Raw genomic sequence first — 24,409 nt, 5'->3', positions numbered from 1 at the left:
GGGGCCGCTGGGCGCGGCAGCACGGCGCACCACGGCGCGGGCCGCAGCCGGCGCCGGGACCGGCCGCGGCCCGCGCGGTGCCGTGCCACCCCGTGGCGCCCGCCCTACGCCGCGCGCCGGTTGAGGGCCACCATCGCCAGACAGGTCGCCACCGACAGCACCGCCCCGGCCAGCATCAGGGTCGGCATGGTGAACGTCCCGGAGAGCAGGGACAGCACGTACGGCGTGAACATGCCGAGGTAGGCCGCGGTCCAGAAGTACGCCGTGAGCCTGGCCAGCCGCTCCGGCGGGGCCATCGCGGCGACCTCCGTCAGCGCGTAGGTGAGCGCGAGCCCGTAGCCGGCCCCGAGCAGCGCGCCGGCCAGCAGCGCCAGCGCGGGCTGTTCCAGGGCGGCTGCCGGCGCGGCCACCGCCAGGCCCACCGTGGTGACCAGCAGCCCGGTGACGGCCGTGGCCAGCCGGTTGCGGGCGGCGAGCCGGCGGGCCAGCGGCTGGACGAGCAACCCGGCGCCCGGCACCACGGCCGTGGTGATGCCCGCGTACACGGTCTGCCAGCCGGTGAGCCCGTCGTCCACCAGGCCGGGCAGCGTGGCGAAGCCGACGGCCGGCGCGGCGAACACCCAGGGCGCCAGCAGCGCGACCGCGCGCAGGAACCGCCGCCGGTGGGCCGTTGGCGGCGTGTCCGCCACCGGTCCGGCGGCCGGCGGCGACGACGCACCGGGGTGCGTGGCCGGCCGCGCACCCCGCGACTCGGGCAACCGCAGCGCGGCCAGGCCCGCCGCGACGGCGAGCACCACGTGCGGCAGGTAGGCGGTCACCATCGGCCGCGGCGCCCACTGCGCGATCACCGAGGCGACCAGCCCGCCGGAGGCGAACCCGGCCGAGACGAAGAGCCCGGCGCGCTTGGCCGCGGCACCCGGGGGCGTGTCGGGCGAGAACGGCGCCGATGAGAGTTCCTTGACCCAGGCGCTGCCCGCGGCCAACAGCGCCCCCGCGCCGACGCCGGTCAGGAAGCGGCCGGGCAGCAACAGCGCGTGCACCCCGCTGCCGGCCATCAGCAGCACGCTGGAGAGCAGGTTGACGGTGAGCGCGGTGAGGGCCACCGGCCGGCGGCCGAGCCGGTCGGCGAGCGGCCCGCCGACGAGCAGCCCGGGCACGAGTCCGACCACGTAGATGGCGAACAGGCCGGTCACGGCGGACTCGGACAGCCCCAGGTTCGAACGGTAGGCGCCGAGCAGTGCGGAGTACTGGTTGGCGCTCCAGCCCGAGGCCATCATCAGCCAGCCCGCGCGGAGCCCGTAACGGGCGGCGGGCGGGGGCCCCGCCGGGCCGGACGCCTGCCGCCCGCCCTGCGACTGCTGGTGGTTGGTGGTGGTGCTCATGGCGCCAGTTGTACGAGCGGGCGAGGGGGTTGCGCGGCCCCCCTTCACGAATCGTGAAGGCCGGTCGCCCGCCGGCGCGCGCCCTGCCTAGGGTGGTGGCCATGGACCTCCGCTTGCTGTCGTCGTTCCTGGCGGTCGTCGAGGAAGGCCACTTCGGGCGGGCGGCGGCGCGGCTCTTCCTCTCGCCACCCGCCGTCACCCAGCACGTGCGGCGCCTGGAGAGCGAGGTCGGCGCCCGCCTGCTGCACCGCAACCCGGTCTCCCTGACCCCGGCCGGCGCCCGCCTGGTCGGCCACGCCCGCACCCTGCTGGCCGTGGCGAACGCGGCGATGGACGACATGGCCGAACTGGCCCAGGAGCGGGAGGCCGCCGCCGTACGGCCGCTGCGCGTGGGGATCATGGGGCACGGCTCGGCTGAGCTGACCCCGGCCGCGCTGAGCGCCTACCGGCGGGCCAGGCCCGAAGTCCCGGTCGAACTGCGACAACTCGACTTCACCGAGCACGTCACGGCGCTGGTCGAAGACAGCGTGGACGTGGCGTTCGTCCGCCCGCCGCCGGAGGACGAGCGGATCACGACCGACGTGCTGACCACCGAGCAGCGGATCGTGGCCGTGCACGAGAGCTCGTCGCTGGCGGACGCCCGGGACCTCGGCGTGCGCGTCGCCGACATCGCCGACCTGCCGTTCTTCCGGATCCCGCCGCACACGCCGCGCCACTTCGCGGACTACCTCTACTTCAACGACGAGGCGCAGCGCCGGAGCAGGGACTACGCACTCACCCCGCAGGAGGTGCTGACCGGGGTCGTCACCGGGCGCGCCGCGGGCTCGGGCCTCAAGTCCTTCGCGCGCTACTACGGCTGGCCCGGCGCGGTGTTCGTACCGGTGCTCGACGCGCCGTGGGAGAACAGTTGCCTGGCGATCCGGGCCGACGAGGTCAACCCGGAGGTCCGTATCTTCCGGGCCCTGACCATCGCCCTCGCCCAGGAACTCGGCCCGTTCGTCGCCCGCTGAACCGGCAGGGCCGGGCCGGGGCCGAGATGGCGTGGGAGCCGGGCCCCTGACTCGATGGGGCCCGGCCCCTGCCCCGTGTGCGCCGCGCGCCGTCCCCCGTGCGCCGCGCCGCACCACGCACCGGGCCCCGAGCCCGGCGCGCCAGCCGCACGGACCGGCCCCGGAACCTCCCGGTCACCCGTCCGCCGTGGTCAGCGGAAGCCGACCTCCCCGTAGGCCACGGTGCGCTGCACGGGCACCGACCGCGGGATCGGGTACGCGTAGGCGGTGCGGACCGGCGGGCGGGCGGCCCGCTGCCGGGCCCGGGCCTGGGCGACGGCCAGCCGCAGCACCCGTACGTCGGCCAGCCGCCCGCTGCCGTCCGGCAGGGAGATCCACAGCGCGCGGTGCCCGGTCGGCGGATGGCGCGGATGCGGCATCACCAGCCAGTCGTCGTGGCTGAGCACCGTGACGGCCGGATCGCCCCAGCGGTCGGCGCTGCCGGGGGCCACCGGGATGTAGACGAGCTGACTGTCCAGGTCGCACAGGAGCGGCACGCCGTCCAGGTCGGTGCGCTGTTCGGCGGTCAGCTCCTCCGAGGCCGCGGCGGCCAGCGTGCAGGGCAGGGCCACGGCGTCCCAGCCGTGGCCTGCGGGCACCAGCGCGGTGTTGCGCGGCGGGCGCTGCCATTCGGCCGCGAGCCGATCGGGGCGTGGGTGTGACGCAGTGATCCACCGTTCGGCTGCACCGGCCCGCTCCGGGGTCAGGGCCGGTTGCCGCGGCTGGCCGTCCTGCGAGAACCATTGCGCCAGCCGCTCTCTGGCGGGGTAGCGGGCCATGTGTCCTCCGGGGGCCTTCCCGCGTGCGGGTGGTCACTGCCGCGGTGGGAAGGCACGTGAGTGGGTGAGCCCGCGCGGGGTGACGGGCACGGCGCCTGGGGCTCGGTACGTCTCCGTCTCGTGTGTCCCAGGCCACCACCCACTATGGTGAGGTGAAAAGTCAGAATGCAAGTCCAGTTTGCAAATTGCAGTTCAGCGAGGAGGGACGGATTGGCCGCCGGCGATCCCCCAGAGGTGCTTCGGCAGATCCTGGGAGCCCAGCTCAAGGAGCTCCGCGAGAGCGCGGGCAGGTCGTATCTCGAAGCGGCCAAGGCAGTGGGTGTCAGTGAAGCCACGATCCGCCGCATGGAGGCGGGCCAGGCCACGCGCTATCTGCGCGCGTCCCTGATGGCCCTCCTCGACTGTTACGGCGTGACCGCGCGCGAGAAGGCCGACGCCGTCCAGCGGCTCGCGGACGAGGCCAGCCAGCCGAGCTGGTGGCACCCCTACCGGGACGTGGCCCCCGAATGGCTGCGCACCCGCATCGGCCTCGACGAAGCGGCCCAGCTCATCCGCGGCTACGCCCCGCAGCACGTGCCCGACCTCCTCCAGACCGAGGAGTACGCCAGGGCGCTGCTGCACGCGGACGACCCGCTGGCCGCGCCCGACCCCGAGCGCACCGAACGGCGCGTCGAACTGCGGATGCGACGCCAGGCGCTGCTGGCCCGCGACGAGCCGCCCCGGCTGTGGATCGTCATGGACGAGACGGTGCTGCGCTGGCCCGTCGGCGGCCCCAAGGTGATGCGCGACCAGGTCGAGCGCCTCCTCGACCTCTCGGCGCTACCGCACGTGACGTTGCAGGTCATGCCGTACGAACTGGGCCCCCACCTGGCGGCCGGCGCCGGCGCCTTCACCGTCTTCCGGGTCCGCGCCCGCGAACTGCCCGACATCGTCTCCACCGAGAACGGACTCACCGCGCCCACCATCGACACCAAGCGGGAGAACGTCGCCCGGTACCAGGCGGCTTTGGACCATGTGTGTGCCCAAGCGCTTCAGGCGAGCGCATCGCGCGACCGCCTGGCGGAGCTTCACGCACACTGGAGCGACGCCCCCCACGGCACAGGAGGATGACGGTGACGTACGAGCCGCCACAGATCACCGCACAGGACGCCCCGCCCCCGCCCACTGCGGCGACCGCAGCGGCCACGACGGCCGACGCCACCGTCGTCACCGACCAGCCGCCCCCGCAGGGCCCGCCCTCCGCGCCACCGCACGGCTCGGGGCTGATCCTGGGCACCGCCCACTCGGCCCGCATGTACGACTACTTCCTTGGCGGCAAGGACAACTACCAGCCGGACTGGGAGGCGGCCGAGCGGGTCCTCCAGGTGCTCCCGACGGCCCGTACCATCGCCCGCACCAACCGGGCGTTTCTGCACCGGGCCGTCGAGTACCTCACCCGTACGGCGGGGATCACCCAGTTCCTCGACATCGGCACCGGCATCCCCACCGAACCCAACCTGCACCAGGTCGCCCAGGGCGCGCTGCCCGAGGCGCGCGTCGTCTATGTCGACAACGACCCGCTGGTGCTGGCCCATGCGCGCGCCCTGCTCCGCAGCAGCGAGCAGGGGCGCACCAGCTATCTCCAGGCCGACCTGTGCGACCCCGCGGCCATCATCGGCTCCCGCGAGGTCCGGGAGACCTTCGACCCGGCCCGGCCGGTGGCCCTGACCCTGATCTCGGTCCTGCACTTCCTGCCGCCGGAGCACGACCCGTACGCGATCGTCGAGGAACTGCTGGCCGCGCTGCCGTCCGGTTCGTACCTGGCGCTGTCCTACGCCACGACCGACTTCGCCCCCGCGGAGATGGCCCGCGCGGCGGAGGTCTACCACCAGTCGGGCGTGGCCCTGCGGCAGGGCACCAAGGCCGATGCCCTGCGCTTCTTCGACGGGCTTGAGCTGGTGGAGCCCGGGGTGGCCCCGATCCACCGCTGGCGGCCGGACCCCGGGGCGGGCAGCCAGCTCACCGACGCGGACATCTCGATGTACGGCGGGGTGGCCCGCAAGCGTTGAGCGGGGCGGTCCGCTGCGCGGCGCTCCCAGGGCGGCGCTCCCAGGGCGGGGGTCGTCAGGAGGCGGGACTGCCGGAGCCGCCTCGGGCCGCGGCAGGGCCGGTGCCGTGGCCCAACGGCGCGTACGGGCCGCAGCCGGCCCGGGCGCGCCCGCGGGGGCACCGGGCGCCGGCACCGGTGGGCCCGCGGCCCCCGGTGGGCGGTCAGTCCTCCGCCACCGCGTCCAGATAGACCCACTGCCCGTCCTCGCGCACGAAGCGGCTCACCTCGTGCTGGCTGTGCGCGTGCCCGGCCACCGTGAAGTGGGCGCGGAACTCGACGGTGCCCTCGGTGTGGAAGGCGCTGCCGGCCGTGCTGCCGAGCACGTCGAGGCCGGTCCACCGCTGGCCGGGCTCGAAGTCGACGCTGCCGGGTCGGGTGCTGGAGTGCCAGCTCCGCAGCAGGTAGGCGGCGTCCTGCACGACGAAGGCGCTGTACCGCGAGCGCATCAGCCGCTCTGCCGTGCCGGCCGTGGCCCGCCCGGAGTGCAGGGCGCCGCAGCACGCCTGGTACGAGTCGCCGCTGCCACAGGGACAGGGCGATTCGGGGCCCACCGCGGGGCGGGCCGGCTGGGCGGGGGCGGGTCGGCGGCGTGCGCTCTTCTTGGCCATCCGCCCATTCTCCCCGCCGCCGTCCGCGCTGTTGCCCGGGCCGCTGTCCTGCCGCTGCCCTGCCGCGGCTCGGTCGCGCACCGCCGGTTGCCCCGGGGCGCGGGGCGGTGCGACGGCCGGCCTCAGGTGTACATCAGCGACCCGGGCGTGGTGAGCCGCTCACCGGTCTCCAACCACGTCTTGAGACCGGAGACGACCATGGGCCAGCCCCCGTAGAGCTGTTCGCTCGCGTCCGCGGGGAGCCGGTCGTGGGTGAGCAGCAGCCGACAGGAGTCGGCGACGGGCTCGATCTCCCAGGTCACGCGCGAGGTGCCGGCGTTGCGCACGTCCTCGTTCCACAGCGCCACCATGCTCTGTACGAGCCGGCGTGGCGGATCCACCTCCAGGTTGACCCCTTCGCACAGCGGCCCGTCGGCGCGCGGGTTGACCAGTTCGTACCGGGAGCCCGGCGCCCAGTCCGAGGTGATCCGGGAACCGAAGTGGTAGACGGCCCGGATCTCGGGGTCGGTCAGGGCCGTCCACAGACGGTCCGGGGTGGTGCGGATGTAGCTCTCGAAGACCTTCTCCACTGATCTCTCCCCACGATGTCCGGCCGCAGGCCGTACGTGCCGGTCCGCGGCCGTGCGTGCTGGCCCACGGTCGTGGGCGAGCCGGGCGGGGCCGGGCCGGGGGAGCGCGGCGTGTGCGAGCGCACCGCGCGCCGACGGCCGGTCCTGGCCCGCGCCCGTAGCTTCACATGCCGTACGGCGCCCGAGCGTGGCACTGCGCGGCGCCGTGTGTCGGAGGTTGAGGCGGTTACGGCCCGACCCGGCCCGTACAGGAGGCGCTGGCGGGTGGTGACGGGGTGCCGGAGGAGTCGGGCGCGCCGAAGGGGATTGGGGAGCCAGCCGGCCTGGAGGGGCCGGGGTGAGGGGCGCACGGACGGCCAGGGGGGCGAGGGCGGCGCGCGGTACCAGGGTGGCAAAGGTGGCGAGTCGGGTGACGACGGGCCGGAACGCGTCATCCTTGCGCGCGGTACACGTCAATTGCGGGTCAAGTATGCGCCAAGAGGCGGTGGCCTTCCGGACACTGCTGGGCGTCCCGCGCGCGAGGTCGGGGCGGCCGGGGTAGCGATGTTTCCCCCGGGTTTCCCGTGGAGTGCGGCGGTTGACGGCCCTCGGACGCCGCGGAATCGGCGTGGGCGGACGGGGCGGCGCAGGGCTGCCAGGTGGTGTGTTGGTTTTCGGCCGCCGCAGGGTCTATCCGGATTGCCATGTGCACGACTCTTGTAGTTGGTCTAGGCCAATGCGACCCTGCCTCTGAACACCCCTGCGGGGACGCCGCATCGAGCACCGCCCCTGCCCGATGCGCCCCACAGGGCGTGTGTTGCCCCATGAATAGATCTTTTTTCGCTTGTGTTCCCCCACAGTTGGAGAATGGAGCCCCTGATGTCCACTCGACGCAAGGCCGCTTCCCTGGGTGCGGTCGGCGCCGCCACGGCGCTGCTCGTCACCTTTAACCCCGGCCAGGCGAGTGCTCACGGCACGATGTTCAACCCGGTGAGCCGTGTCGCCGTTTGTTACGGAGAGGGCCCCGAGGGTCCCAAGTCGCAGGTGTGCAAGGACCTCGTCGCCGCGAGCGGCACCCAGCCGCTCTACGACTGGAACGAGGTCAACATTGCCAACGCCAATGGTCAACACCAGAAGTTGATTCCCGATGGCAAGCTCTGCTCGGCCAACCGTGAGAAGTACAAGGCGCTCGACTGGGCCCGTACCGACTGGCCGGCCACCCCGGTCTCCTCGGGCGCGTTCAACTTCCGTTACCGCGTGACCGCCGCCCACCCCGGCACGATGACCGTTTACATCACCAAGGAGGGCTACGACCCCACGAAGCCCTTGAAGTGGTCGGACCTGGAGACCACCCCGGTCGCCAAGGCCAACGTCGCCAGGACCGCGCCCAGCGGCTATTACGAGTTCACCGGCAACCTGCCCAACCGGACGGGTCGTCACCTCCTTTACAAGGTCTGGCAGCGCAACGACAGCCCTGAGGCGTTCTACAGCTGCTCCGACGTCTCCTTCGGCGGTGCCCAGCAGGCCGCCGCCAAGGCGCCGACCCAGCAGCAGATCGACGCCGGTGCTTCCAAGTCGACCGTGAGCCACCACGGCCACGGCGGTGACGTTCCCGGCGAGCGGGCCGCCGCCAACAAGGTTGCCGCCCAGGACGGTGCCGTTGCCCTGAACGCGGAGAACACCGCCGCCGCCACGGGTGGCGACAGCTCGATGCCGCAGATGCTCGCGGGCACCGCGGCCGTCGGCATGACGGCCGCCTGCTTCCTGTACTTCCGTCGTCGTCGGGCCTGATCCCCCAGGTCCCCTGACCCGGGGTCCGGGCGCGCCACCTCCCGTGCGCCGGACCCTTCCGGGGCGCAGTCCGCGCCCACCAGCCGCTGGCCCGGTCGGCACGCCGGGCCAGCGGCGCCGGACCACGCCGCCATGTCCGTGGCGCCTGCCGCGAACTGTTGCACCTCTCGGATCGGGTGTGCCTGTCGGATCGGGTACATGCGTTGCGTCCGTGGCGCCGTGGCGCGGCCCCGCACCGGCGGCGGAACGCCGGCCGTCGGACCCGGCCGGCCGCGAGCGACCACGGCCGGTCGCACGGCCCGGGCCCCCAGGGCCCCGCGCAGGGACGGCCGACGGCGCAGTGGCCGCCGGGCCTTCAGCCGGCTCCCCTCGCGCGCGTGGCGCTCATGCCGCGCGCCGCTTCACGTTGTGCGCAGCCACACACGAAGCTGGCCGAGTATGTCGAAGCCGCTGGCGAGCGCCGGTACGAGGGCGTCCCCGTGCTCGTAACCGACCAGTGGGCGGCCGGGGAAGTGGTGGGCCGCGGCGGCGACCGTCGAGGCCCAGACGGCGCCGGCGTCAGCCGGATCGATGGCGAACAGATTGGACAGCCCGACCACGCCCGCGCCGTGGTTCAACACGGCGCCACCGCATAGCCCAGCTCCCCGGTACAGGCCGAGCACCCGCACGGACGGGTGGTCGAGCAGCGCTGACCGGAACACGTCGGGGCCCGCTTCGCTGCCGTGCCAGGCGGTCTGCCAGGTGCGGAGCCCGGCGGCCGTGGTGACCGGCTCGGCACGCAGGGGCGGCGCCGTCGCGCCGGCCGTGACCTCCGCCGGGCGGTGGATCCACTGCGCGGTGAAGAGCTCGACGAAGCCTTCTGGCGCGAGGTCGAGCGTGGCGAAGCTGTCCTTGATCGAACAGCCGGGCGTGGCCGTGTCGACCGCCGCCACCACGTCGGCGGGCACCGCGCCGGGATGCAGCGTGACCGCGTCGGGGTAGTACGGCGGCGTGCGCCGGGCGCTGCTCCACGCCGCGTCGTCGAAGCGGCTCGGCACGCCGTGTGAGTGGCAGACCGCGGCACACCAGTCGGCGTTGTTGCGCGCCGCAGCGGCCAGGAGGGGGGACGTCTCGGTGGGGATCACTCCGGAAGGTTGTCACCGCTCGGGCCGGGCCGCACGCGTGTTTTTCAGCCCCCGGGGGCGCCGCGGCCCGCGGCACCCGGTCGGCTCCAGCGGCGCGGCCCGCCACGGCCTGGCCGGCGCGGTGCTAGCCGTCGGTGTCGGCCGCCGCGTGTTCACGCGCGTTCTCGTGCGCGTGCTTGAGCGCCGAGCGGCCGGCCGGCACCTGCGGGCCGGTGATCGTCGTCCAGTACGGATGGGTGACGACGGTCTCGGCCAGCTCCCGCTCCCGCGCACGCAACTGCGTCACCTCGGCCTGCTCGGTCTCCGACCAGCCGGGGGAGTCGGGTCGCTCGCGGGGCCGCCACAGGTCACGGTCCGCGAACCCGGCCGTGGGCTCCACCGACCACGACAGCTCCTCGTACCGCGCCAGCAGGCGGGCGCGGACCTGGTGCAGCTCCTCCTGGGCCGCCAGAAGATCCTCGGGAAACGCAAACGATTCGGCCATGCCAAGAATGATACGACTGTTCGAATAAAGCTGGCGCTAGCCACGCCGACCAGCGGCGCGGCATGCCCCGAACAGCGGCTCCGAGCGGCGACCTCGCACCGCCGTACCACCCGATCCGGCCGGCGGTGCGCCCGCGCGCCCGCGTGGCCGTGCGCCCGTGGACGGTGCGGAGATGCGCACGGTGGTGCGGGGTCGCAGGCTGGAGACATGGACGAGACGAACCGGCGCGAGCTGCCCCGGGTGGTCGTGGACCCGCCGCTCGACGGGCGCCGACGCGTCACCATCGACGGCCGCGACGTCGGGGTGGCCGTGGCGCCGGACGAGGTCGCGCTCATGATGCGCCGGGCCGGGGTGCCGGCGGATCGGATCGCCCTCGACGACCCTGACCTGGTCGAATGGCAGGGCGGCGGCCGAGACGACTGGCTGGCGGCGCCTCCGGACTGAGCCGCGTCGTACCGGCCTGCCGCCCGCGGGCCACCACCTGCGCGCAACCTTCTCGACGGCGTGCCGGTGGGTGGCGGGATGCGCACGGCCTGCGGGTGCGGAGAGGCCGGCGGGCGGGGTGACGGCCGTGGCCCGCGCCCGGACGGTTGCCGCGCGGTACGGGTGGCCGCTCGCAGCCGGCCGTCGGTGTGCGCGAGCGGCCGAGAGGCTGCACCGTTGAGTCATGACCGAACGCGATGTGCCGCGCATCTCCACCCCCGTGCTCGTCGTGTTGCCCGTGCAGCCGGGCAGCCCGCCGTTCCGGCTGGTGGAGGTGAGCGGGGAGATGGTCGGTACGGCCAGGTCCGTGGTGGACGTGATCGTGATCGCCCAGCAGCTTGGGCTGCACGGCGTCGACCTGGACGACCCGGACTCTGTCCGCTGGGTGGGCGGCGACCAGTTCACCTGGACCCCGCACCATGTGCTGTGACGGGGCCTGCACGGTGTGCTGCGACGCCTGCGCATCCCGCGCGCGCCCGCGCGAGGCGCATGCCGTCGTCTTCGGCGTGCGCTGGGTGAGGGAAGCAGCCCTACGCGCGTGCCCGTACGGGATGTGGCGTACGGGAGGGCGCCTGGGTTGCTCGGTCTCCGGCTCTCGACGCTCAGGACGACCGGGGCGGCGTGCTGCGGGAAGCGGGGGCCTGGGAACGGCAAGACAGGCGGGGCCGGCCGGGTCCGGAGGAGTGCTCTGGGACGGTCTGCTGTGCGCACGCCAGCGGGCCACTGAAGGCCCGGGGGCCGCGGGGGCGTCCGCTGCCCCGTCCCCGCTAGCCCGTCCGTGCGGTCAGCTCGGCCGCCACGCGCATCGACGCCTGCACGGTGGTCGCTATCCATGCCGCGTCGGCCCGGGACTTCGGCGCCGTGGTCACCAGCGCGGCAATGGCCTGCCCGTAACGGTCCCGTACCGCCACCCCGACCGCGCTCACCTCGTTCTCGCTCTCGGCGTGGTTGACCGCGTACCCCTGCTCGCGTACGGCGGCGAGGTGGCCGCGCAGTTCGGTACGGGTGGCCGCGGCGCGCTCCGTGGGGGCGTCGAGCCGTTCGGACGGGTAGAGCGCGGTCAGCTGCTCCTCGGTGAGCTCGGCCAGCAGCACCTTGCCGGCGGCGGTGGCGTGCGCGGGCAGGCTCCAGCCGATCCGGCTGCTCACGCGCACCGTCTGCTCGCTCTCCACGCTGTCCACGTACAGCATCTCGGTGCCGCGCCGGGTCGCCAGGTGCACGGTCTCGTCCGTGAAGTCACGCAGCTCGACGAGCGAACTGCGGGCCACGGCCCGGATGTCCATGTTGCGCACCACCGACAGGCCGATGTCGACCAGCGCCGGGCCGGGGCGGTACGCGCGCGAGTACGCGTCCTGCTCGACGTACTCGTGGTAGCTGAGTGTGGAGAGCAGCCGGTGCACGGTCGAGCGGGAGAGGCCCATGTCCCGACTGACCTGGTTGACCCGGATCACCTGGCGGTCCTCGAAGAGGCGCAGCAGCCGCAGCACGTTGTCGACCGCACCGATCAGGCCCGCCGGCCGATCCGCCGCGGCGGCCCCCTTGTCCTGCTTGTCCTGATCGCCGGTGTCCTCCAGTGCCTCCCGCTCCTCCGCGCTCATGGACTGCACGGTAGCGCAGGAAGTCGCGCACTCCGAGGGGGCCGGGGGAGCATCGCTGCCCCTCTTGCGGCGCCCGGCGGCATGTAGCAATATCCGGATCGGTGTTCCTCACCGTGACACGTAATCCGCGGATGCGTCCTGGTAGTTGAGCCCTCGTCACCCTGATCGCTCCCGGCGACGTCGCTCCGGTCGCGGTGCGGTGGTGAGTCGGCGCGGCACGGGTGACCTGTTGCGATGCGGGCCGCCTGGTGGCTGGGTAGCCACCGTCCGACACGGGGCGGATGGTGGGAGCGCGGCCACACGGGGGTGGGGTGCGTGCCCGCGCGGGGACGGACGCGCACCCGCGCCCACCCGCGTACCTGGTGTCCGCTCGTCGATCGGGGGCGCCCGCGAGGCGCGTCGCCGCGTGGTCCGCCCGCGCCGCCGTGTGGCCGGCCGCGGCGAACCTTGCGGCGTGGGGGAACGGTGCGCGGAGCGGTGAGCGTCCATCGAGCCCCAGGCCGTCGGCGCGTACGCCGGCCCGCCCGCCGCGCCCTCCAGCGTGATGCGTCAGCCCGTACGCACCCCTGGGCCCGCCCGTTCACCCGCCCGGCTGACCTGGCGGTATCGACTTGCGGAACGGCGCGCAGAAGCGGATGTACGGCGCGGGGGGCGGGCTGTGTATCCGTTGCGCCCGGCGCGTAGGGCGGGCCGGGCGGGGGCGCGGGGTGGTTCCGGGTGGCACGTTCGGACTACGGCGGCTGGCGACCGCGCCATGCTTACCCCATAGGTCCCTCCTGTGGGTGATCAACTGTTCGGCGTGTCGGTCAACTTGACGATGTGATCCGGCCAAGGGGATGCGCCAGGGCGTGCCTCCATGTGACCGTTCGAGGACGTTGAGTGATCGCCCGGGGGAGTGGGGTGGTCCACGGAGAGCTGATTGTCGACCACTGAGCAGTCGTACGACCCACCACGGCGCATGACCCCGGCGGCTCGGCCCATCGGCCTCCATCCACAGCACGACGGGGGAGGAGCCTGAGGTGACGGGCGAAACAGGAGAAGAACCGGTCGCGGTGGTCGGGTTGGCCTGTCGGCTGCCCGGGGCGAGCGGACCCGACGCCTTCTGGCGACTCCTCGCCGACGGCCGCCACGCCATCGGCACCGCCCCGCCGGACCGCCGTCCCCACCTGCCCGCCACACCCGACGGGGCCGGCCCGCTCGGCGGCTACCTGGACCAGGTCGACGGCTTCGACCCGGCCTTCTTCGGCATCTCGCCGCGCGAGGCCATCGCCATGGACCCCCAGCAACGGCTCGTACTCGAACTGGCCTGGGAGGCCCTGGAGGACGCCGGCATCGCCGCCGCCGCCCTCCGGGAGACCCAGACCGGGGTGTACGTGGGCGCCATGTGGAGCGACTACGCCACGGTGCTGCACCACGACGCCCCGGCGGAGGTCTCACGACACTCCATGACCGGCACCCACCGCAGCCTCCTCGCCAACCGCGTCTCCTACCTCCTCGGCCTGCACGGTCCCAGCCTCACCCTCGACGCCGGCCAGTCGTCCTCCCTGGTCGCCGTGCACCTGGCCAGTGCCAGCCTGCGCACCGGCGAATCCGACCTCGCCCTGGTCGGCGGGGTCAACCTCATCCTGACCAGCGCGAGCACCACCGTCTCCGAGCAACTGGGCGCGCTCTCACCGGACGGCCGCTGTTACGTCTTCGACGCCCGCGCCAACGGCTACGTGCGCGGCGAGGGCGGCTGCGTGGTGGTGCTCAAGCCCCTGCGCCGCGCGTTGGCCGACGGCGACCGGGTCTACGGCGTGATCCACGGCAGCGCCGTCAACAACGACGGCGCGTCCGACGGGCTGACCGTGCCCAGCCCAGCCGCCCAGGAACAGGTACTGCGCCTGGCCTACGCCCGCGCGGGGCTGCCCGCAGATGCCGCGCAGTACGTCGAACTGCACGGCACGGGCACACCCGTCGGCGACCCGGTCGAAGCCGCCGCGCTCGGCGCCGTACTCGGCCGCGGGCGCTCCCCGCACCGTGCGCTGCGGGTGGGCTCGGCCAAGACCAACGTGGGCCATCTGGAAGGCTCGGCGGGCCTGGTCGGCCTGGTCAAGACGGTGCTCAGCCTGCACCACCGAAAGCTGCCACCCAGCCTCAACTTCCGCACGCCCCACCCCGACATCCCCCTCGCCTCCCTCGGCCTCGCCGTGCAGCGCGAGTTGACGGCCTGGCCCGACCCGGACCGCCCGCTGGTCGCCGGCGTGAGCGCGTTCGGCATGGGCGGCACCAACTGCCACCTGGTGCTGGGCGAGCCACCGCGCACCACGCCCGACCCCCACCAGATCCGCGCCGCCCACCCCGAAGGGACCGCCGCGAACGCGCCAGCGGGTCGGGCCGCCGAGCCACCCGCCGGCGCCGAAGGGGGCCCCGCCGCGGAGAAGACCTGGCTTCCCTGGGTCGTCTCCGCGCGCAGCCCGCGAGCGCTGCGCGCGCAGGCGCGCTCGTTGGCGGCCTGGGCGGCGCGCGAACCCGCGCCCCACCCGCGCGATGTCGGCCGCTCGCTCGCCACCGGACGGACCGCCTTCGAACACCGGGCGGTCGTCGTCGCCGCCGACCGGGCCGCCTTCAGCACGGCCCTGACCGCCCTCGGCCGCGGCGAGCCCGCCCCCGGCCTGTGCGAGCCACCCACCCACGGAGCCGGAGGGCCGGCGCGCCGCGTCGTCTTCGTCTTCCCTGGCCAGGGCTCGCAGTGGACCGGCATGGCCACCGAACTGTGGGACCAGGCGCAGCCGTTCGCCGACAGCATGAAGGCATGTGCGCAGGCGCTCGCCGAGTTCGTCGACTGGGACCTGGAAGCGGTGCTCCGCCAGGAGCCAGGCGCGCCCTCGCTGGAGCGGGTGGACGTCGTCCAGCCCGCACTGTTCGCCGTGATGGTCTCGCTGGCCGCACTCTGGCAGGCGCACGGCGTCGTACCGGCGGCCGTCATCGGCGCCTCGCAGGGCGAGACGGCCGCCGCCTGCGTGGCCGGCGCGCTCTCACTGCGGGACGCGGCCCGGGCGGTGGCCCGGCGCTCCCAGGTCATCGGTGCCATCGCCGGGCGCGGCGCCATGGCGTCCCTCGCGCTCGGGCCCGACGAGACCACCGAGCGGATCGCCGCCTGGCCCGGCCGGCTCTCGCTGGCCACCGTCAACGGACCGGCGTCCGTGGTCGTCTCCGGCGAGGCCGAGGCGGTGACCGAACTACTCGCCCACTGCGCGGACCAGGGCGTCCGCGCCCGGCGCATCCCCGTCGACTACGCCTCGCACTCCGCCCAGGTCGAAGCGGTACGCGACCGGCTGCCCCAGGCCCTCGCCGGCATCCGGCCCCGCCCGGCACGACTTCCGCTCTACTCCACCGTCACCGCACGACCGGTGGTGGGCACCGAACTCGACCCCGCGTACTGGTACCGGAACCTCCGCGAGACCGTCAGGTTCGCGCAGACCGTCGACACGGTGCTCGACGAGGGCGACGCCCTGTTCGTCGAACTGTCCCCGCACCCCGTGCTCGTCCACGGCATCGAGCAGAGCATCGAGGCCCACGGCGCCGAGCGCTCCGCCGCCATCGGCACCCTGCGCCGCGCCGAGAGCGGCCCGTACCACTTCCTGACCTCGCTCGCCGAGGCGTACGTGCACGGCGCCGAGGTGGACTGGAGCGTGCCCTTCCACGGCACCGGCGCCACCCGCGTCGACCTGCCCACCTACCCCTTCCAACGGCAGCGCTACTGGATCGGCCGGCCGCTGCCGCACGCCGAGCCCCCGGCACCGGACGGGGCGGGAGCGGCGCGCGCGGGGCTCACCGCGGCCGATGCGGACGAGCGCCGCCGGGCCGTGCGGGACCTCATCCTGGCCCAGGTCTCCCAGGTCCTCGCGTACGCACCTGACGACGTCGACGCCCGGCGGACCTTCAAGGACCTCGGCTTCGACTCACTGGGCGCCGTCGACCTGCGCAACCGGCTCGGCCGGGCGACCGGGCTGCGGCTGCCCTCCTCGCTGCTCTTCGACCACCCCACCATCGAAGCCCTGGAACGACACCTCAGCACCGAACTGGCCCGCGATGCCAACACCGGACGCCGGCCCGCCGCCCCGGCACGGCCCGCATCCCCACCGGCGGCAGCGGGCGACGGGGACGCCATCGCCATCGTCGGCATGGCCTGCCGCTATCCGGGCGACGTCAGCTCGCCCGACGACCTCTGGCGCCTGGTCGCCGACGGCCGCGACGCCATCACCGGCTTCCCCACCGGACGAGGTTGGGACGAGGGCCTGTACGACCCGGACCCGGAGCGGCCGGGCAAGAGCTACGCCAGGCAAGGCGGGTTCCTGCACGACGCGGGCTGGTTCGACGCGGCGTTCTTCGGCATCTCGCCGCGCGAGGCGCGCAGCATGGACCCGCAACAGCGGCTACTGCTCGAAGTGGCCTGGGAGGCCACGGAGCGGGCCGGGCTCGACCCCACCACCCTGCGCGACGGCGCCACCGGCGTCTTCGTCGGTGGCACCGGCCTCGACTACGGCCCACGCATGCACGACGCGCCCGAAGGCGTGGAAGGGCACGTACTGACCGGCGGACACACCAGCGTCCTCTCCGGCCGCATCGCCTACCACCTCGGGCTGACCGGGCCGGCCGTCACCGTGGACACCGCCTGTTCGTCCTCGCTGGTCGCCCTGCACCTGGCGGTCCGTTCACTGCGGCAGGGCGAGACCGGGCTCGCCCTGGCCGGCGGCGCGACCGTGATGGCGACACCCGGCATGTTCCTCGAATTCTCCCGCCAGCGCGGCCTGGCGCCCGACGGCCGCTGCAAGCCCTTCGACGCGGCGGCGGACGGCACCGGCTGGGCCGAGGGGGTCGGCCTGCTCGTGCTCGAACGCGTACGGGACGCCCACCGCAACGGCCACCGGGTGCTCGCCGTGGTGCGCGGCACCGCGGTGAACCAGGACGGCGCATCCAACGGCCTCACCGCGCCCAACGGGCCGGCGCAGCAGCGGGTGATCCGGCAGGCCCTGGCCGACGCCAGGCTGGAAGCGGCCGACGTCGACGTGGTCGAGGCGCACGGCACCGGCACCGCGCTCGGCGACCCCATCGAAGCCGAGGCGGTGCTCGCCACCTACGGCCGCAGCCGCCACCCGGCCGACCCGGTCTACCTGGGCTCGCTCAAGTCCAACCTGGGACACCCCCAGTCCGCGGCCGGCGTCGGCGGCATCATCAAGATGGTGCAGGCCATCCACCACGACCTGCTGCCCAAGACCCTGCACCTGCGCGCGCCGTCCCCGCACGTCGACTGGGACACCGGGGCGGTGGCCCTGCTGACCGAGGCCCGTCCGTGGCCGCGCACCGCCCGCCCGCGCCGCGCGGCGATCTCCTCGTTCGGCATCAGCGGCACCAACGCCCATGTCGTCATCGAGGAACCTCCTGCCCCCGCGCCCCCGCAGCCCGCTGCGGACGCCACCCCTGCTGCGGAAGCCAACGCCACGCCCCCCGGCACCGCCACGCTCACGGACGCCCCCGCGCGCCCGCACCCCCGCGCGTACGGCCCCGATCTGCCGCTGCCCTGGTCGCTCTCGGCACGCAGCCAGGACGCACTGCGGGCCCAGGCCGCCCGGCTGCGGGACTTCCACCCCAGCAGCGGCACCGACACAGCGTCCGCCGCCGCACCTGCCACCGATACCGCCGGTGCTGCCGCGGCCATCGTCGGGAGCCCCGACGGGTGCGCTGCTGAGCGTTCCGCCGGTGGCGTCGACGCCGGCCGTCGTCAGCCGAGCACAGCGGACATCGGGTTCTCGCTCGCCAGCACCCGAACCGCCTTCGATCAGCGGGCCGTCGTCATCGGCACGTCCCCGGCGGACTTCCACACCGGCCTCGACGCGCTCGCGCGCGGCGACAGCGCGCCGAACGTGATCCGCGGCACGGCCAGCCACGCCGGCAGCACCGCGTTCCTCTTCTCCGGCCAAGGTTCCCAACACGCAGGCATGGGCAGCGAGTTGTACGCGAACCACCCCGTCTTCGCGTACGCCCTGGACGAGACGTGCAGCGCTCTCGACCAGCATCTGGAGCGCCCGTTGCGCGCGGTGATGTTCGCAACCGAGCAGCCGGCCGCCGGCCGCCAGCACAGGGGTCCGGCGCCTGACCGGGACGCAGGCCCCGCACCTCACGAGGACGGCACCACGCTGCACCAGACGGCCTACGCCCAACCGGCCCTCTTCGCCCATCAGGTGGCGCTCTACCGGCTCCTTGAGTACCACGGGCTGCGCCCCGACGCGGTCGCCGGGCACTCGGTCGGTGAACTCGCCGCCGCCCACGTCATCGGCGTGCTCTCGCTCGCCGACGCCGCCGCGCTGGTCGCGGCCCGGGCCAGACTGATGCAGCAGGCCCGTCCCGGGGGCGCGATGGTCGCCGTGCAGGCAACGGAGCAGGAAGTGCTGGACTCCCTGGCGGCGCACGCGGGCCGGTTGTCGGTGGCCGCAGTCAACGGGCCGAGCGCCGTCGTCGTCTCCGGCGACAGCGAAGCCGCCGTCACACTCGCCGCACACTGGAGCGCGCGCGGACGCAAGACCCGCCGCCTGCGGGTCAGCCACGCTTTCCACTCCGCACACATGGATTCGGCCCTCGACCCGTTCCGAGAAGTGGCCGCCGGGCTCGACCTCGGCGCGCCGAGCCGGCCGCTGATCTCCACCGTCACCGGCCGGCAGGCCACCGCCGCGGAACTGACCTCGCCCGAGTACTGGGTGCGCCAGATCCGGGAGCCCGTGCGGTTCGGCGATGCGGTCCGGGCGCTCCAAGCCCGCGGCACCACCACCTTCGTCGAGGTCGGCCCGGACGCCGTGCTCACCGCCATGGCCGACGACGCGCTCACCGACCGTACGGCCGCAGCCCGTACGGTCACCGCCATCCCGCTGCAACGGGCCGGCCGGCCGGAGACCGAGACGCTCGTCGCCGGCCTGGCCCGCGCCCACGCCGTCGGCGCCCCGGTGGACCTGTCGACCTTCTTCCCCGGCGGGCGCCGCGTCGAGCTCCCCACCTATGCCTTCCAGCGCGACCACTACTGGCTCATCCCACCGCCCCGTACGGACGCGCGCGGGCTCGGCCTGGACCGTGCGGACCACCTGCTGCTCTCCGCCGCCCTCCCGCTCGCCGGCCGCGAGGAGGCCGTACTGACCGGGCGCCTCTCGCTGGCCAGCCACCCGTGGTTGGCCGACCACGCCATCGCCGGCCGCGTGCTGGTGCCGGGCACCGCGTTCGTCGAGCTCGCTGACGCGGCGGCGCGCCACGTCGGGGCTGCGCGGGTGGCCGACCTCACGCTGGAGGCGCCACTGCCGCTGCCGGCCCGCGGCGCAGTCCAACTCCAGGTCACGGTGGGCGCCCCGGACGCCACCGGTCAGCGCACGCTCGCCGTCCACGCCCGGCAGGACCTGCCCGACACCGGGCCGGGGGAGTGGACCCGGCACGCCAGCGGTGCCCTGGGGACAGCGCGACCGGACCAGCCGCCGGCCCCCCAACCGACCCCGACGCCGTGGCCGCCGACAGGGGCCGAGCCGATGCCCGTGGCGGACCTCTACGCCCATCTGGCCGACCACGGTTACGGCTACGGCCCGGCCTTCCACAACCTCACCGCCTGGTGGCGGGACGGCCGGGACACCCTGGTCGAGGTGCGGCTGGCCGCCGGGCAGACCGAGGACGCCGCACGGTGCACCCTGCACCCCGCCCTTCTGGACGCCGTACTCCACCCCCTCGCCGCAGCCGCCGCACAGCAGGGCGATCCGGACACCCTTCGCCTCCCCTTCGCGTGGGCCGATGTGACCCTCACCGCGCGGGGCGCGACCGAACTGCGGGCCCGGCTCCACCCCACCGGCCCGGACACCGTGTCGCTGACCGTCACCGACCCGACCGGCGCGCCGGTGGCCGCGGTCGGCTCGCTCACGCTGCGACCGGTGCGCAGGGCACACCTGGTGGCCGCAGGACCGGGCCACGCCGGCCCGCTATACACCGTGACCTGGCAGCCGCTCCCGGCCGATACGCCCGCGGTACGGGCCCGGGTACGGGCCGACGTCACGGTGTCGACCGCGGCGGATGGCGACCCGGCACCGCACGGCCGACCGGCCCCGGCCGCAGGGGGAGAGCGGCGCAACACCCCTGTCACGAAAGTCCGCTTGGGTGGCGGGACCGCCGTCCCCGCGCGGTCGCCGGGAGGCGGCGCCCCGACAGCGGACGGCACCCCGGCCGGGCCCGAGCCGACGGGCGGGGACACCGGCTGTCCTCCGCGCCTCGACCTACCCGCGGACACCCCACACCGCAACGGCGCGCCCGCCGCCGACTCCCCGTCCACCGACTCCCCGCCCGGCAGCTCCTCCGCCACCGCCGATGTCGTACTGCTCCGGGTGCCGGGCGCGGGTTCGGCGTCGGGCCCGACAGCGGACCCCGTACCGGCCGCGCACCGCACGGTCGGGCGCGTACTGGACCACGTACGACGGTTCCTCGGCGACGGGCAACTGGACCGCGCCCGCATGGTGGTCGTCACCGCTGGGGCCGTGGCCGTCCTCCCCGGTGAGGACGTGGCCGTGCTCGACGCCGCCCCGATCTGGGGTCTGATCCGTTCGGCGCAGAGCGAGCACCCGGGCCGCATCGTGCTGGTCGACCTCGAACAGGGAGCCGGCGACGACGCGTTGAGCACCGCCATCGCCAGCGGCGAACCGCAGGTCGCGGTGCGCGGGGGCGAGGTGTACGTGCCGCGGGTTGCCCCCGTGCCGCCGACGTCGATCCCCGCCCCGCGGAACGGGACCGGGCCGGCAGGGGCGGGCCAACCGGCCGCAGTGTCCGGTCCCGAAACCGATTCCAGGCCCACGCCCGAGATCGCTCCTGCCACCAGGAGGACGCTCGACCCGGCGGGCACCGTACTGCTCACCGGTGGCACCGGTGGGCTCGGTGCCCTCGTCGCCCGCCACCTGGTCACCGCGCGGGGCGTACGCCACCTGCTCCTGGTCAGCCGGCGCGGTGCCGCCGCCCCCGGCGCGCGCGAGCTGACGGCCGAGCTCACCGCGCACGGGGCCCGGGTGACCGTCGCGGCGGCGGATGTCGCCGACGGCGAGGCGCTGGCCGAGCTGCTCGACGCCCTACCGACCGAGCACCCGCTGACCGCCGTGATCCATGCGGCCGGCGCCGTGGACGACGGCACCCTGGACGGCCTCACCGCGCAGCGGATCGCTGCGGTGCTGCGGCCCAAGGCTGACGCTGCCTGGCAACTGCACCGACTGACCGAGGACCGGCCGCTCGCGGCGTTCGTGCTCTTCTCCTCGTGGGCCGGCCTCATCGGATCGCCCGGGCAGGCCAACTACGCCGCGGCCAACACCTTCCTCGATGCGCTGGCCGCGCACCGCACCGCGCGCGGTCTGCCCGCGACCTCACTCGCCTGGGGCCTGTGGGACGCACCGGAAGGCATGGGGGGAGCCCTGACCGACCGGGACCGCAATCGCTGGGCCCGGGCCGGCGTCGTCCCCCTCACCGTCGAACAGGGGCTCGCCCTCCTCGATGCCGCGCTCGACGCTCCCCGGCCGCTGCTGGTCCCGGCGGCCTTCCAACTCACCAGGTTCCGGGCCCACCACGACGAGGCACCCTTCCTCCTGCGCGAACTGGTCGGCGCCCCCGTACACCGCTCCAACTCCCATCCCAACCGTCGCCAGGACCCCGCCCCCACTGCGCCCACCGACTCCTGGAGCCACCAGTTCGCGGGGCTGTCTGGGGAGCAACAGGAAGGATCTGTAAGGGAGTTGGTGCGCGAGACGGTTGCCGCCGTGCTCGGCCACACGGACTCCGGGGCCGTTGATCCGGACAGCAGCTTCACCGAGATCGGTTTCGACTCGCTGGCGGGCGTCGAACTGCGCAACCGGTTGCACATCGCCACCGGTGTCAGGCTGCCCTCCACGGCCACCTTCGAGCACCCCACCCCGGCGGCCCTCGCCAGCCATCTGCTGCACGCTCTCGCCGGTGCGCGGAGCGGGTCGGGCGGGCGGGTGACGGACCGGCTCGCCCAACTCCGCCCGGCCATCGAGTCGGCCGCCACCGATGCGGACGAGTGCGAGCGCATCACCGCTCGGCTCAGGGAATTGCTCGCCGCGGCCCGTACGGCGGCGATGGAGGCGGCATCCGCACAGACGGGCAGCGAGTCCATCACGGATGACGAGTTGTTCGCCCTGTTTGAGCAGCGGGATTGAGTGGCTGCCCCGCCCTGACTACCCGGGGGCCAGCCGAGGTGAGCCCAGAAGGAACAGCGCAATGATCTTGGAGGTATGGACCCATGCCCCGGGCAAGTCAGCGCGGCCCCAAAGGCGTTCGTGGTCCGAGGGCATTGAGCCGAGACTGATGGGTCGATCACATCGGACAGGAAGAGCGGCCAGCCCTGACGTACGACCGTGACACCCTGCCCTTCCCCGAAGACCGTGTGCCCCGCGTCACCTACGAGGGCATTCGCGACTGGGACGCGTGCGACCCCGCCCGCCACTCGTCCGCCTGGGACGAGGAGGGCGGCGCGGGAGGAGTTCCATGACCGCTAGTGACAGTCGTGCGGTGCGGCTGCGCGTGCGCCATCGGGGCGGCCACGACGTCCGAGACCTCAGTTGCTGATCGCCGGAGCGCTACGCACGTAGGCGCTGTCGGAAACCTGGGACAGGAGGAAGGCCGCCATGTCCGCGCGTGAGACGGACAGGCCCACGGTCCCGTGGCCGTAATGGCCGACCTTGACGAATCCGCTGGCGGCCTTGTCGTTGAGCTCTGCCACCCGGATCAGCGTCCAGTCCAGGTCGCTTGCGCGTACGGCCTGGGCTGCGGCTCGCACTTCGGCGTAGGCGCGGGGCGCGGCGGTCTTCACGAAGTGGACCAGGGTCTTGAGTCTGCCGTCCGGCAGATCGTCCGGGTCCGGGACGCTGCACGTCGACACGGCCACCAATCGCTTCACGCCTGCGGCGTCCATGGCGGTGATGATCCGGCGGGTCGCCTCGCTCTCGGAGCCGACGCCCTCGATCACGGCGTCCGCTGTGCGCACCGCTTCGAGGATTGCCTCCTCGTCATCGAGTTGTCCGGCGACGACCGACAGCTTCGGGTGGGTGATCCGGAGCTTGCCGGGCGTGCGGGCGTAGGCGGTGACCTCGTGCCCGGCGTCCAGGGCCAGTTGTGTCAGTAGTTGCCCCATCCGGCCTGTGGCGCCGAACAACGTGATCCGCATGGTGACGGGCACCTTCCTCGCGAGATAGAACCACTAAAGTTTCTTTACTGATAAAGCCAGCGTAGCTGCCTGGCGTGGAAGGCGTGATGATGCGGATGAACGTCCCTCAGACGGCACGGTGCATGGAGATCCTGTCGATCATCGGCGATCTGTGGACGCTGGCGATCGTGATGACGTTGCAGGACTCGGAGAGGCGCTTCAACGAGTTGCAGCGAGCGATCCCGAAGGTCAATGCGGTCACGCTCACCAACCGCCTGCGCCGGCTCGAAGAGGCAGGCATCGTGAGCCGGGTCACCGAGTCGAAGAGCAAGCAGTCGACGGTCTACGGCCTGACCCCGTTCGGCCGCAAGCTGATGCCGATCGTCGACGCGGTCAGGACGGTTGCGCTGGATCTGGAGCGCTCGGGCGAAGCCCCGTGACGGGTCCGCCAACGTGCCGGTTCTCGGTGACGAAGTCACCGGGTGAGAGGGATGACCTTGGCTGCCACGTCTCGGTCGAGCTGAACTACGACTGGCCGCAGACGTGCAGTGGTTCAGGTCCGTCGGGGCGGGTCATCCTGGCCGTCGGGCCCGCCGTTCGGCTGTTCTCCTAATCGCTCGGCGATATAACGCAAAGATCGCCGGTAGTAGCTCCGCTCGGGGCGTGTCGTTAGCCGTCCATCATGCGTTTGGGTGACGCACCATCGTGGATGGATGCGCGGGCGAAGGCTGCGATCTCCGGCAAAGCTGGCTGGTAGCCGTGTGAGGTGTCCACGGCCAGGGTGGGGGTGTCCAAGGAGATCGGGACAAAGGAGTCGAGAGAGTGTCCTCCGGCGGCGATGGAGTCAAGCAGGTCTTGGTCGCCGTGGGCGGCCCGGTGGGCGTCTTTCTTGGCGCGCTGGATGATGCGGTCGTGGGCCAGGCCGGCGTCGGTGGTGCAGCGGATGACGCGGAGATGTGCGAGGCCAGTGAGCGGTTCGAGGTTCGGCCGCCACAGCCGGTCCTGGAAGGCTGCTTCAGCGATCACCGTGACGCCGGCCTTCAGGAGTACCTTCAGTACTCCGAAGAAGGCTTCCAGGGTCGGGTAGTTGAGGGGATCTTCCCCGCCGCTCTGGTAGCCAGGACGGGACATGGCCATGCCCTGTTTGATCTCGTCGCGGATGATCGCGGGGCAGCCGAGGACACGGGCGAGTTCGTGGGCGAGCGTGGTCTTCCCCGTGCCGGGTCCGCCGCTCACGACGACCAGGGTTGGTGTGCTCATCGCGTCTTGGT

At 73.6% G+C, this 24,409-nt stretch carries 17 protein-coding genes; 8 read left to right on the top strand and 9 right to left on the bottom strand.

Annotated elements, in window-relative coordinates; all coding sequences use genetic code 11:
* Positions 1 to 104: 104 nt before the first annotated feature.
* Complete coding sequence (locus ACMA1D_RS32030) at positions 105 to 1,382, bottom strand: MFS transporter (RefSeq protein ID WP_414727481.1); 1,278 nt, start codon at positions 1,380 to 1,382, stop codon at positions 105 to 107.
* Between the two features lie 101 nt (positions 1,383 to 1,483).
* On the opposite strand from ACMA1D_RS32030, the gene ACMA1D_RS32025 reads away from it, so the two are divergent.
* Entirely contained in the window at positions 1,484 to 2,392 is a 909-nt protein-coding gene (locus ACMA1D_RS32025) for a LysR family transcriptional regulator (RefSeq protein ID WP_414727480.1), read from the top strand.
* Between the two features lie 191 nt (positions 2,393 to 2,583).
* Here the strand turns inward: ACMA1D_RS32025 and ACMA1D_RS32020 are convergent, their stop codons facing one another.
* Entirely contained in the window at positions 2,584 to 3,210 is a 627-nt protein-coding gene (locus ACMA1D_RS32020; protein ID WP_414727479.1) for a hypothetical protein, read from the bottom strand.
* A gap of 165 nt (positions 3,211 to 3,375) precedes the next feature.
* Between ACMA1D_RS32020 and ACMA1D_RS32015 the strand changes: the two genes are divergently transcribed.
* Positions 3,376 to 4,320, top strand: a complete 945-nt coding sequence (locus ACMA1D_RS32015; protein WP_414727478.1) for a helix-turn-helix domain-containing protein — start codon at positions 3,376 to 3,378, stop codon at positions 4,318 to 4,320.
* Positions 4,321 to 4,322: 2 nt separating this feature from the next.
* Positions 4,323 to 5,258: an SAM-dependent methyltransferase gene (locus ACMA1D_RS32010; protein ID WP_414727477.1), complete on the top strand. Its 936-nt coding sequence runs from the start codon at positions 4,323 to 4,325 to the stop codon at positions 5,256 to 5,258.
* A gap of 202 nt (positions 5,259 to 5,460) precedes the next feature.
* Here the strand turns inward: ACMA1D_RS32010 and ACMA1D_RS32005 are convergent, their stop codons facing one another.
* Both ACMA1D_RS32005 and ACMA1D_RS32000 read right to left on the bottom strand, forming a co-directional pair.
* Complete coding sequence (locus ACMA1D_RS32005; RefSeq protein WP_414727476.1) at positions 5,461 to 5,907, bottom strand: YchJ family protein; 447 nt, start codon at positions 5,905 to 5,907, stop codon at positions 5,461 to 5,463.
* Positions 5,908 to 6,029: 122 nt separating this feature from the next.
* Positions 6,030 to 6,476, bottom strand: a complete 447-nt coding sequence (locus tag ACMA1D_RS32000) for an SRPBCC family protein (RefSeq protein ID WP_414727475.1) — start codon at positions 6,474 to 6,476, stop codon at positions 6,030 to 6,032.
* Positions 6,477 to 7,334: 858 nt separating this feature from the next.
* Between ACMA1D_RS32000 and ACMA1D_RS31995 the strand changes: the two genes are divergently transcribed.
* Entirely contained in the window at positions 7,335 to 8,246 is a 912-nt protein-coding gene (locus tag ACMA1D_RS31995; RefSeq protein WP_414727474.1) for a lytic polysaccharide monooxygenase, read from the top strand.
* Positions 8,247 to 8,647: 401 nt separating this feature from the next.
* On the opposite strand, the gene ACMA1D_RS31990 is transcribed toward ACMA1D_RS31995, so the two are convergent.
* Positions 8,648 to 9,370, bottom strand: coding sequence for a hypothetical protein (locus ACMA1D_RS31990; RefSeq protein ID WP_414727473.1), 723 nt, complete (start codon positions 9,368 to 9,370; stop codon positions 8,648 to 8,650).
* A 124-nt stretch (positions 9,371 to 9,494) separates the two neighbouring features.
* Positions 9,495 to 9,854 (bottom strand): hypothetical protein, encoded by a 360-nt coding sequence (locus ACMA1D_RS31985; RefSeq protein ID WP_414727472.1) that lies wholly within the window; start codon positions 9,852 to 9,854, stop codon positions 9,495 to 9,497.
* Between the two features lie 207 nt (positions 9,855 to 10,061).
* Between ACMA1D_RS31985 and ACMA1D_RS31980 the strand changes: the two genes are divergently transcribed.
* Positions 10,062 to 10,298 carry a hypothetical protein gene (locus ACMA1D_RS31980; RefSeq protein WP_414727471.1) on the top strand — a complete coding sequence of 79 codons (237 nt, stop codon included), beginning with the start codon at positions 10,062 to 10,064 and terminating at the stop codon, positions 10,296 to 10,298.
* A 223-nt stretch (positions 10,299 to 10,521) separates the two neighbouring features.
* Positions 10,522 to 10,767: a hypothetical protein gene (locus ACMA1D_RS31975; protein WP_414727470.1), complete on the top strand. Its 246-nt coding sequence runs from the start codon at positions 10,522 to 10,524 to the stop codon at positions 10,765 to 10,767.
* Between the two features lie 337 nt (positions 10,768 to 11,104).
* Here the strand turns inward: ACMA1D_RS31975 and ACMA1D_RS31970 are convergent, their stop codons facing one another.
* Entirely contained in the window at positions 11,105 to 11,935 is an 831-nt protein-coding gene (locus ACMA1D_RS31970; RefSeq protein WP_414727469.1) for an IclR family transcriptional regulator, read from the bottom strand.
* A 1,019-nt stretch (positions 11,936 to 12,954) separates the two neighbouring features.
* Between ACMA1D_RS31970 and ACMA1D_RS31965 the strand changes: the two genes are divergently transcribed.
* Entirely contained in the window at positions 12,955 to 22,152 is a 9,198-nt protein-coding gene (locus ACMA1D_RS31965; RefSeq protein WP_414727468.1) for a type I polyketide synthase, read from the top strand.
* Between the two features lie 398 nt (positions 22,153 to 22,550).
* Here the strand turns inward: ACMA1D_RS31965 and ACMA1D_RS31960 are convergent, their stop codons facing one another.
* Positions 22,551 to 23,159 carry an NAD(P)-dependent oxidoreductase gene (locus tag ACMA1D_RS31960; RefSeq protein ID WP_414727467.1) on the bottom strand — a complete coding sequence of 203 codons (609 nt, stop codon included), beginning with the start codon at positions 23,157 to 23,159 and terminating at the stop codon, positions 22,551 to 22,553.
* A gap of 122 nt (positions 23,160 to 23,281) precedes the next feature.
* On the opposite strand from ACMA1D_RS31960, the gene ACMA1D_RS31955 reads away from it, so the two are divergent.
* A complete protein-coding gene (locus ACMA1D_RS31955) occupies positions 23,282 to 23,578 on the top strand; it encodes a winged helix-turn-helix transcriptional regulator (protein ID WP_414727466.1) in 297 nt (98 codons plus the stop codon).
* A 229-nt stretch (positions 23,579 to 23,807) separates the two neighbouring features.
* Here the strand turns inward: ACMA1D_RS31955 and ACMA1D_RS31950 are convergent, their stop codons facing one another.
* Positions 23,808 to 24,398: an AAA family ATPase gene (locus ACMA1D_RS31950; RefSeq protein ID WP_414727465.1), complete on the bottom strand. Its 591-nt coding sequence runs from the start codon at positions 24,396 to 24,398 to the stop codon at positions 23,808 to 23,810.
* Between the last annotated feature and the right edge of the window lie 11 nt (positions 24,399 to 24,409).

It is taken from the genome of Streptomyces sp. 796.1, from assembly GCF_047525675.1.
Taxonomy (GTDB): Bacteria; Actinomycetota; Actinomycetes; order Streptomycetales; family Streptomycetaceae; genus Streptomyces.
This window is presented reverse-complemented; position numbering and strand designations above follow the sequence as displayed.

What these genes read in the sequence shown, in the direction of transcription:
- ACMA1D_RS31970 (WP_414727469.1), bottom strand. Translation starts at nt 11,935, where the DNA reads ATGAGCGCGGAGGAGCGGGAGGCACTGGAGGACACCGGCGATCAGGAC.
- ACMA1D_RS32015 (WP_414727478.1), top strand. Translation starts at nt 3,376, where the DNA reads ATGCAAGTCCAGTTTGCAAATTGCAGTTCAGCGAGGAGGGACGGATTG.
- ACMA1D_RS31960 (WP_414727467.1), bottom strand. Translation starts at nt 23,159, where the DNA reads ATGCGGATCACGTTGTTCGGCGCCACAGGCCGGATGGGGCAACTACTG.
- ACMA1D_RS31975 (WP_414727470.1), top strand. Translation starts at nt 10,522, where the DNA reads ATGACCGAACGCGATGTGCCGCGCATCTCCACCCCCGTGCTCGTCGTG.
- ACMA1D_RS32030 (WP_414727481.1), bottom strand. Translation starts at nt 1,382, where the DNA reads ATGAGCACCACCACCAACCACCAGCAGTCGCAGGGCGGGCGGCAGGCG.
- ACMA1D_RS31980 (WP_414727471.1), top strand. Translation starts at nt 10,062, where the DNA reads ATGGACGAGACGAACCGGCGCGAGCTGCCCCGGGTGGTCGTGGACCCG.
- ACMA1D_RS31950 (WP_414727465.1), bottom strand. Translation starts at nt 24,398, where the DNA reads ATGAGCACACCAACCCTGGTCGTCGTGAGCGGCGGACCCGGCACGGGG.
- ACMA1D_RS31985 (WP_414727472.1), bottom strand. Translation starts at nt 9,854, where the DNA reads ATGGCCGAATCGTTTGCGTTTCCCGAGGATCTTCTGGCGGCCCAGGAG.
- ACMA1D_RS31955 (WP_414727466.1), top strand. Translation starts at nt 23,282, where the DNA reads ATGGAGATCCTGTCGATCATCGGCGATCTGTGGACGCTGGCGATCGTG.
- ACMA1D_RS32020 (WP_414727479.1), bottom strand. Translation starts at nt 3,210, where the DNA reads ATGGCCCGCTACCCCGCCAGAGAGCGGCTGGCGCAATGGTTCTCGCAG.
- ACMA1D_RS32025 (WP_414727480.1), top strand. Translation starts at nt 1,484, where the DNA reads ATGGACCTCCGCTTGCTGTCGTCGTTCCTGGCGGTCGTCGAGGAAGGC.
- ACMA1D_RS31995 (WP_414727474.1), top strand. Translation starts at nt 7,335, where the DNA reads ATGTCCACTCGACGCAAGGCCGCTTCCCTGGGTGCGGTCGGCGCCGCC.
- ACMA1D_RS32005 (WP_414727476.1), bottom strand. Translation starts at nt 5,907, where the DNA reads ATGGCCAAGAAGAGCGCACGCCGCCGACCCGCCCCCGCCCAGCCGGCC.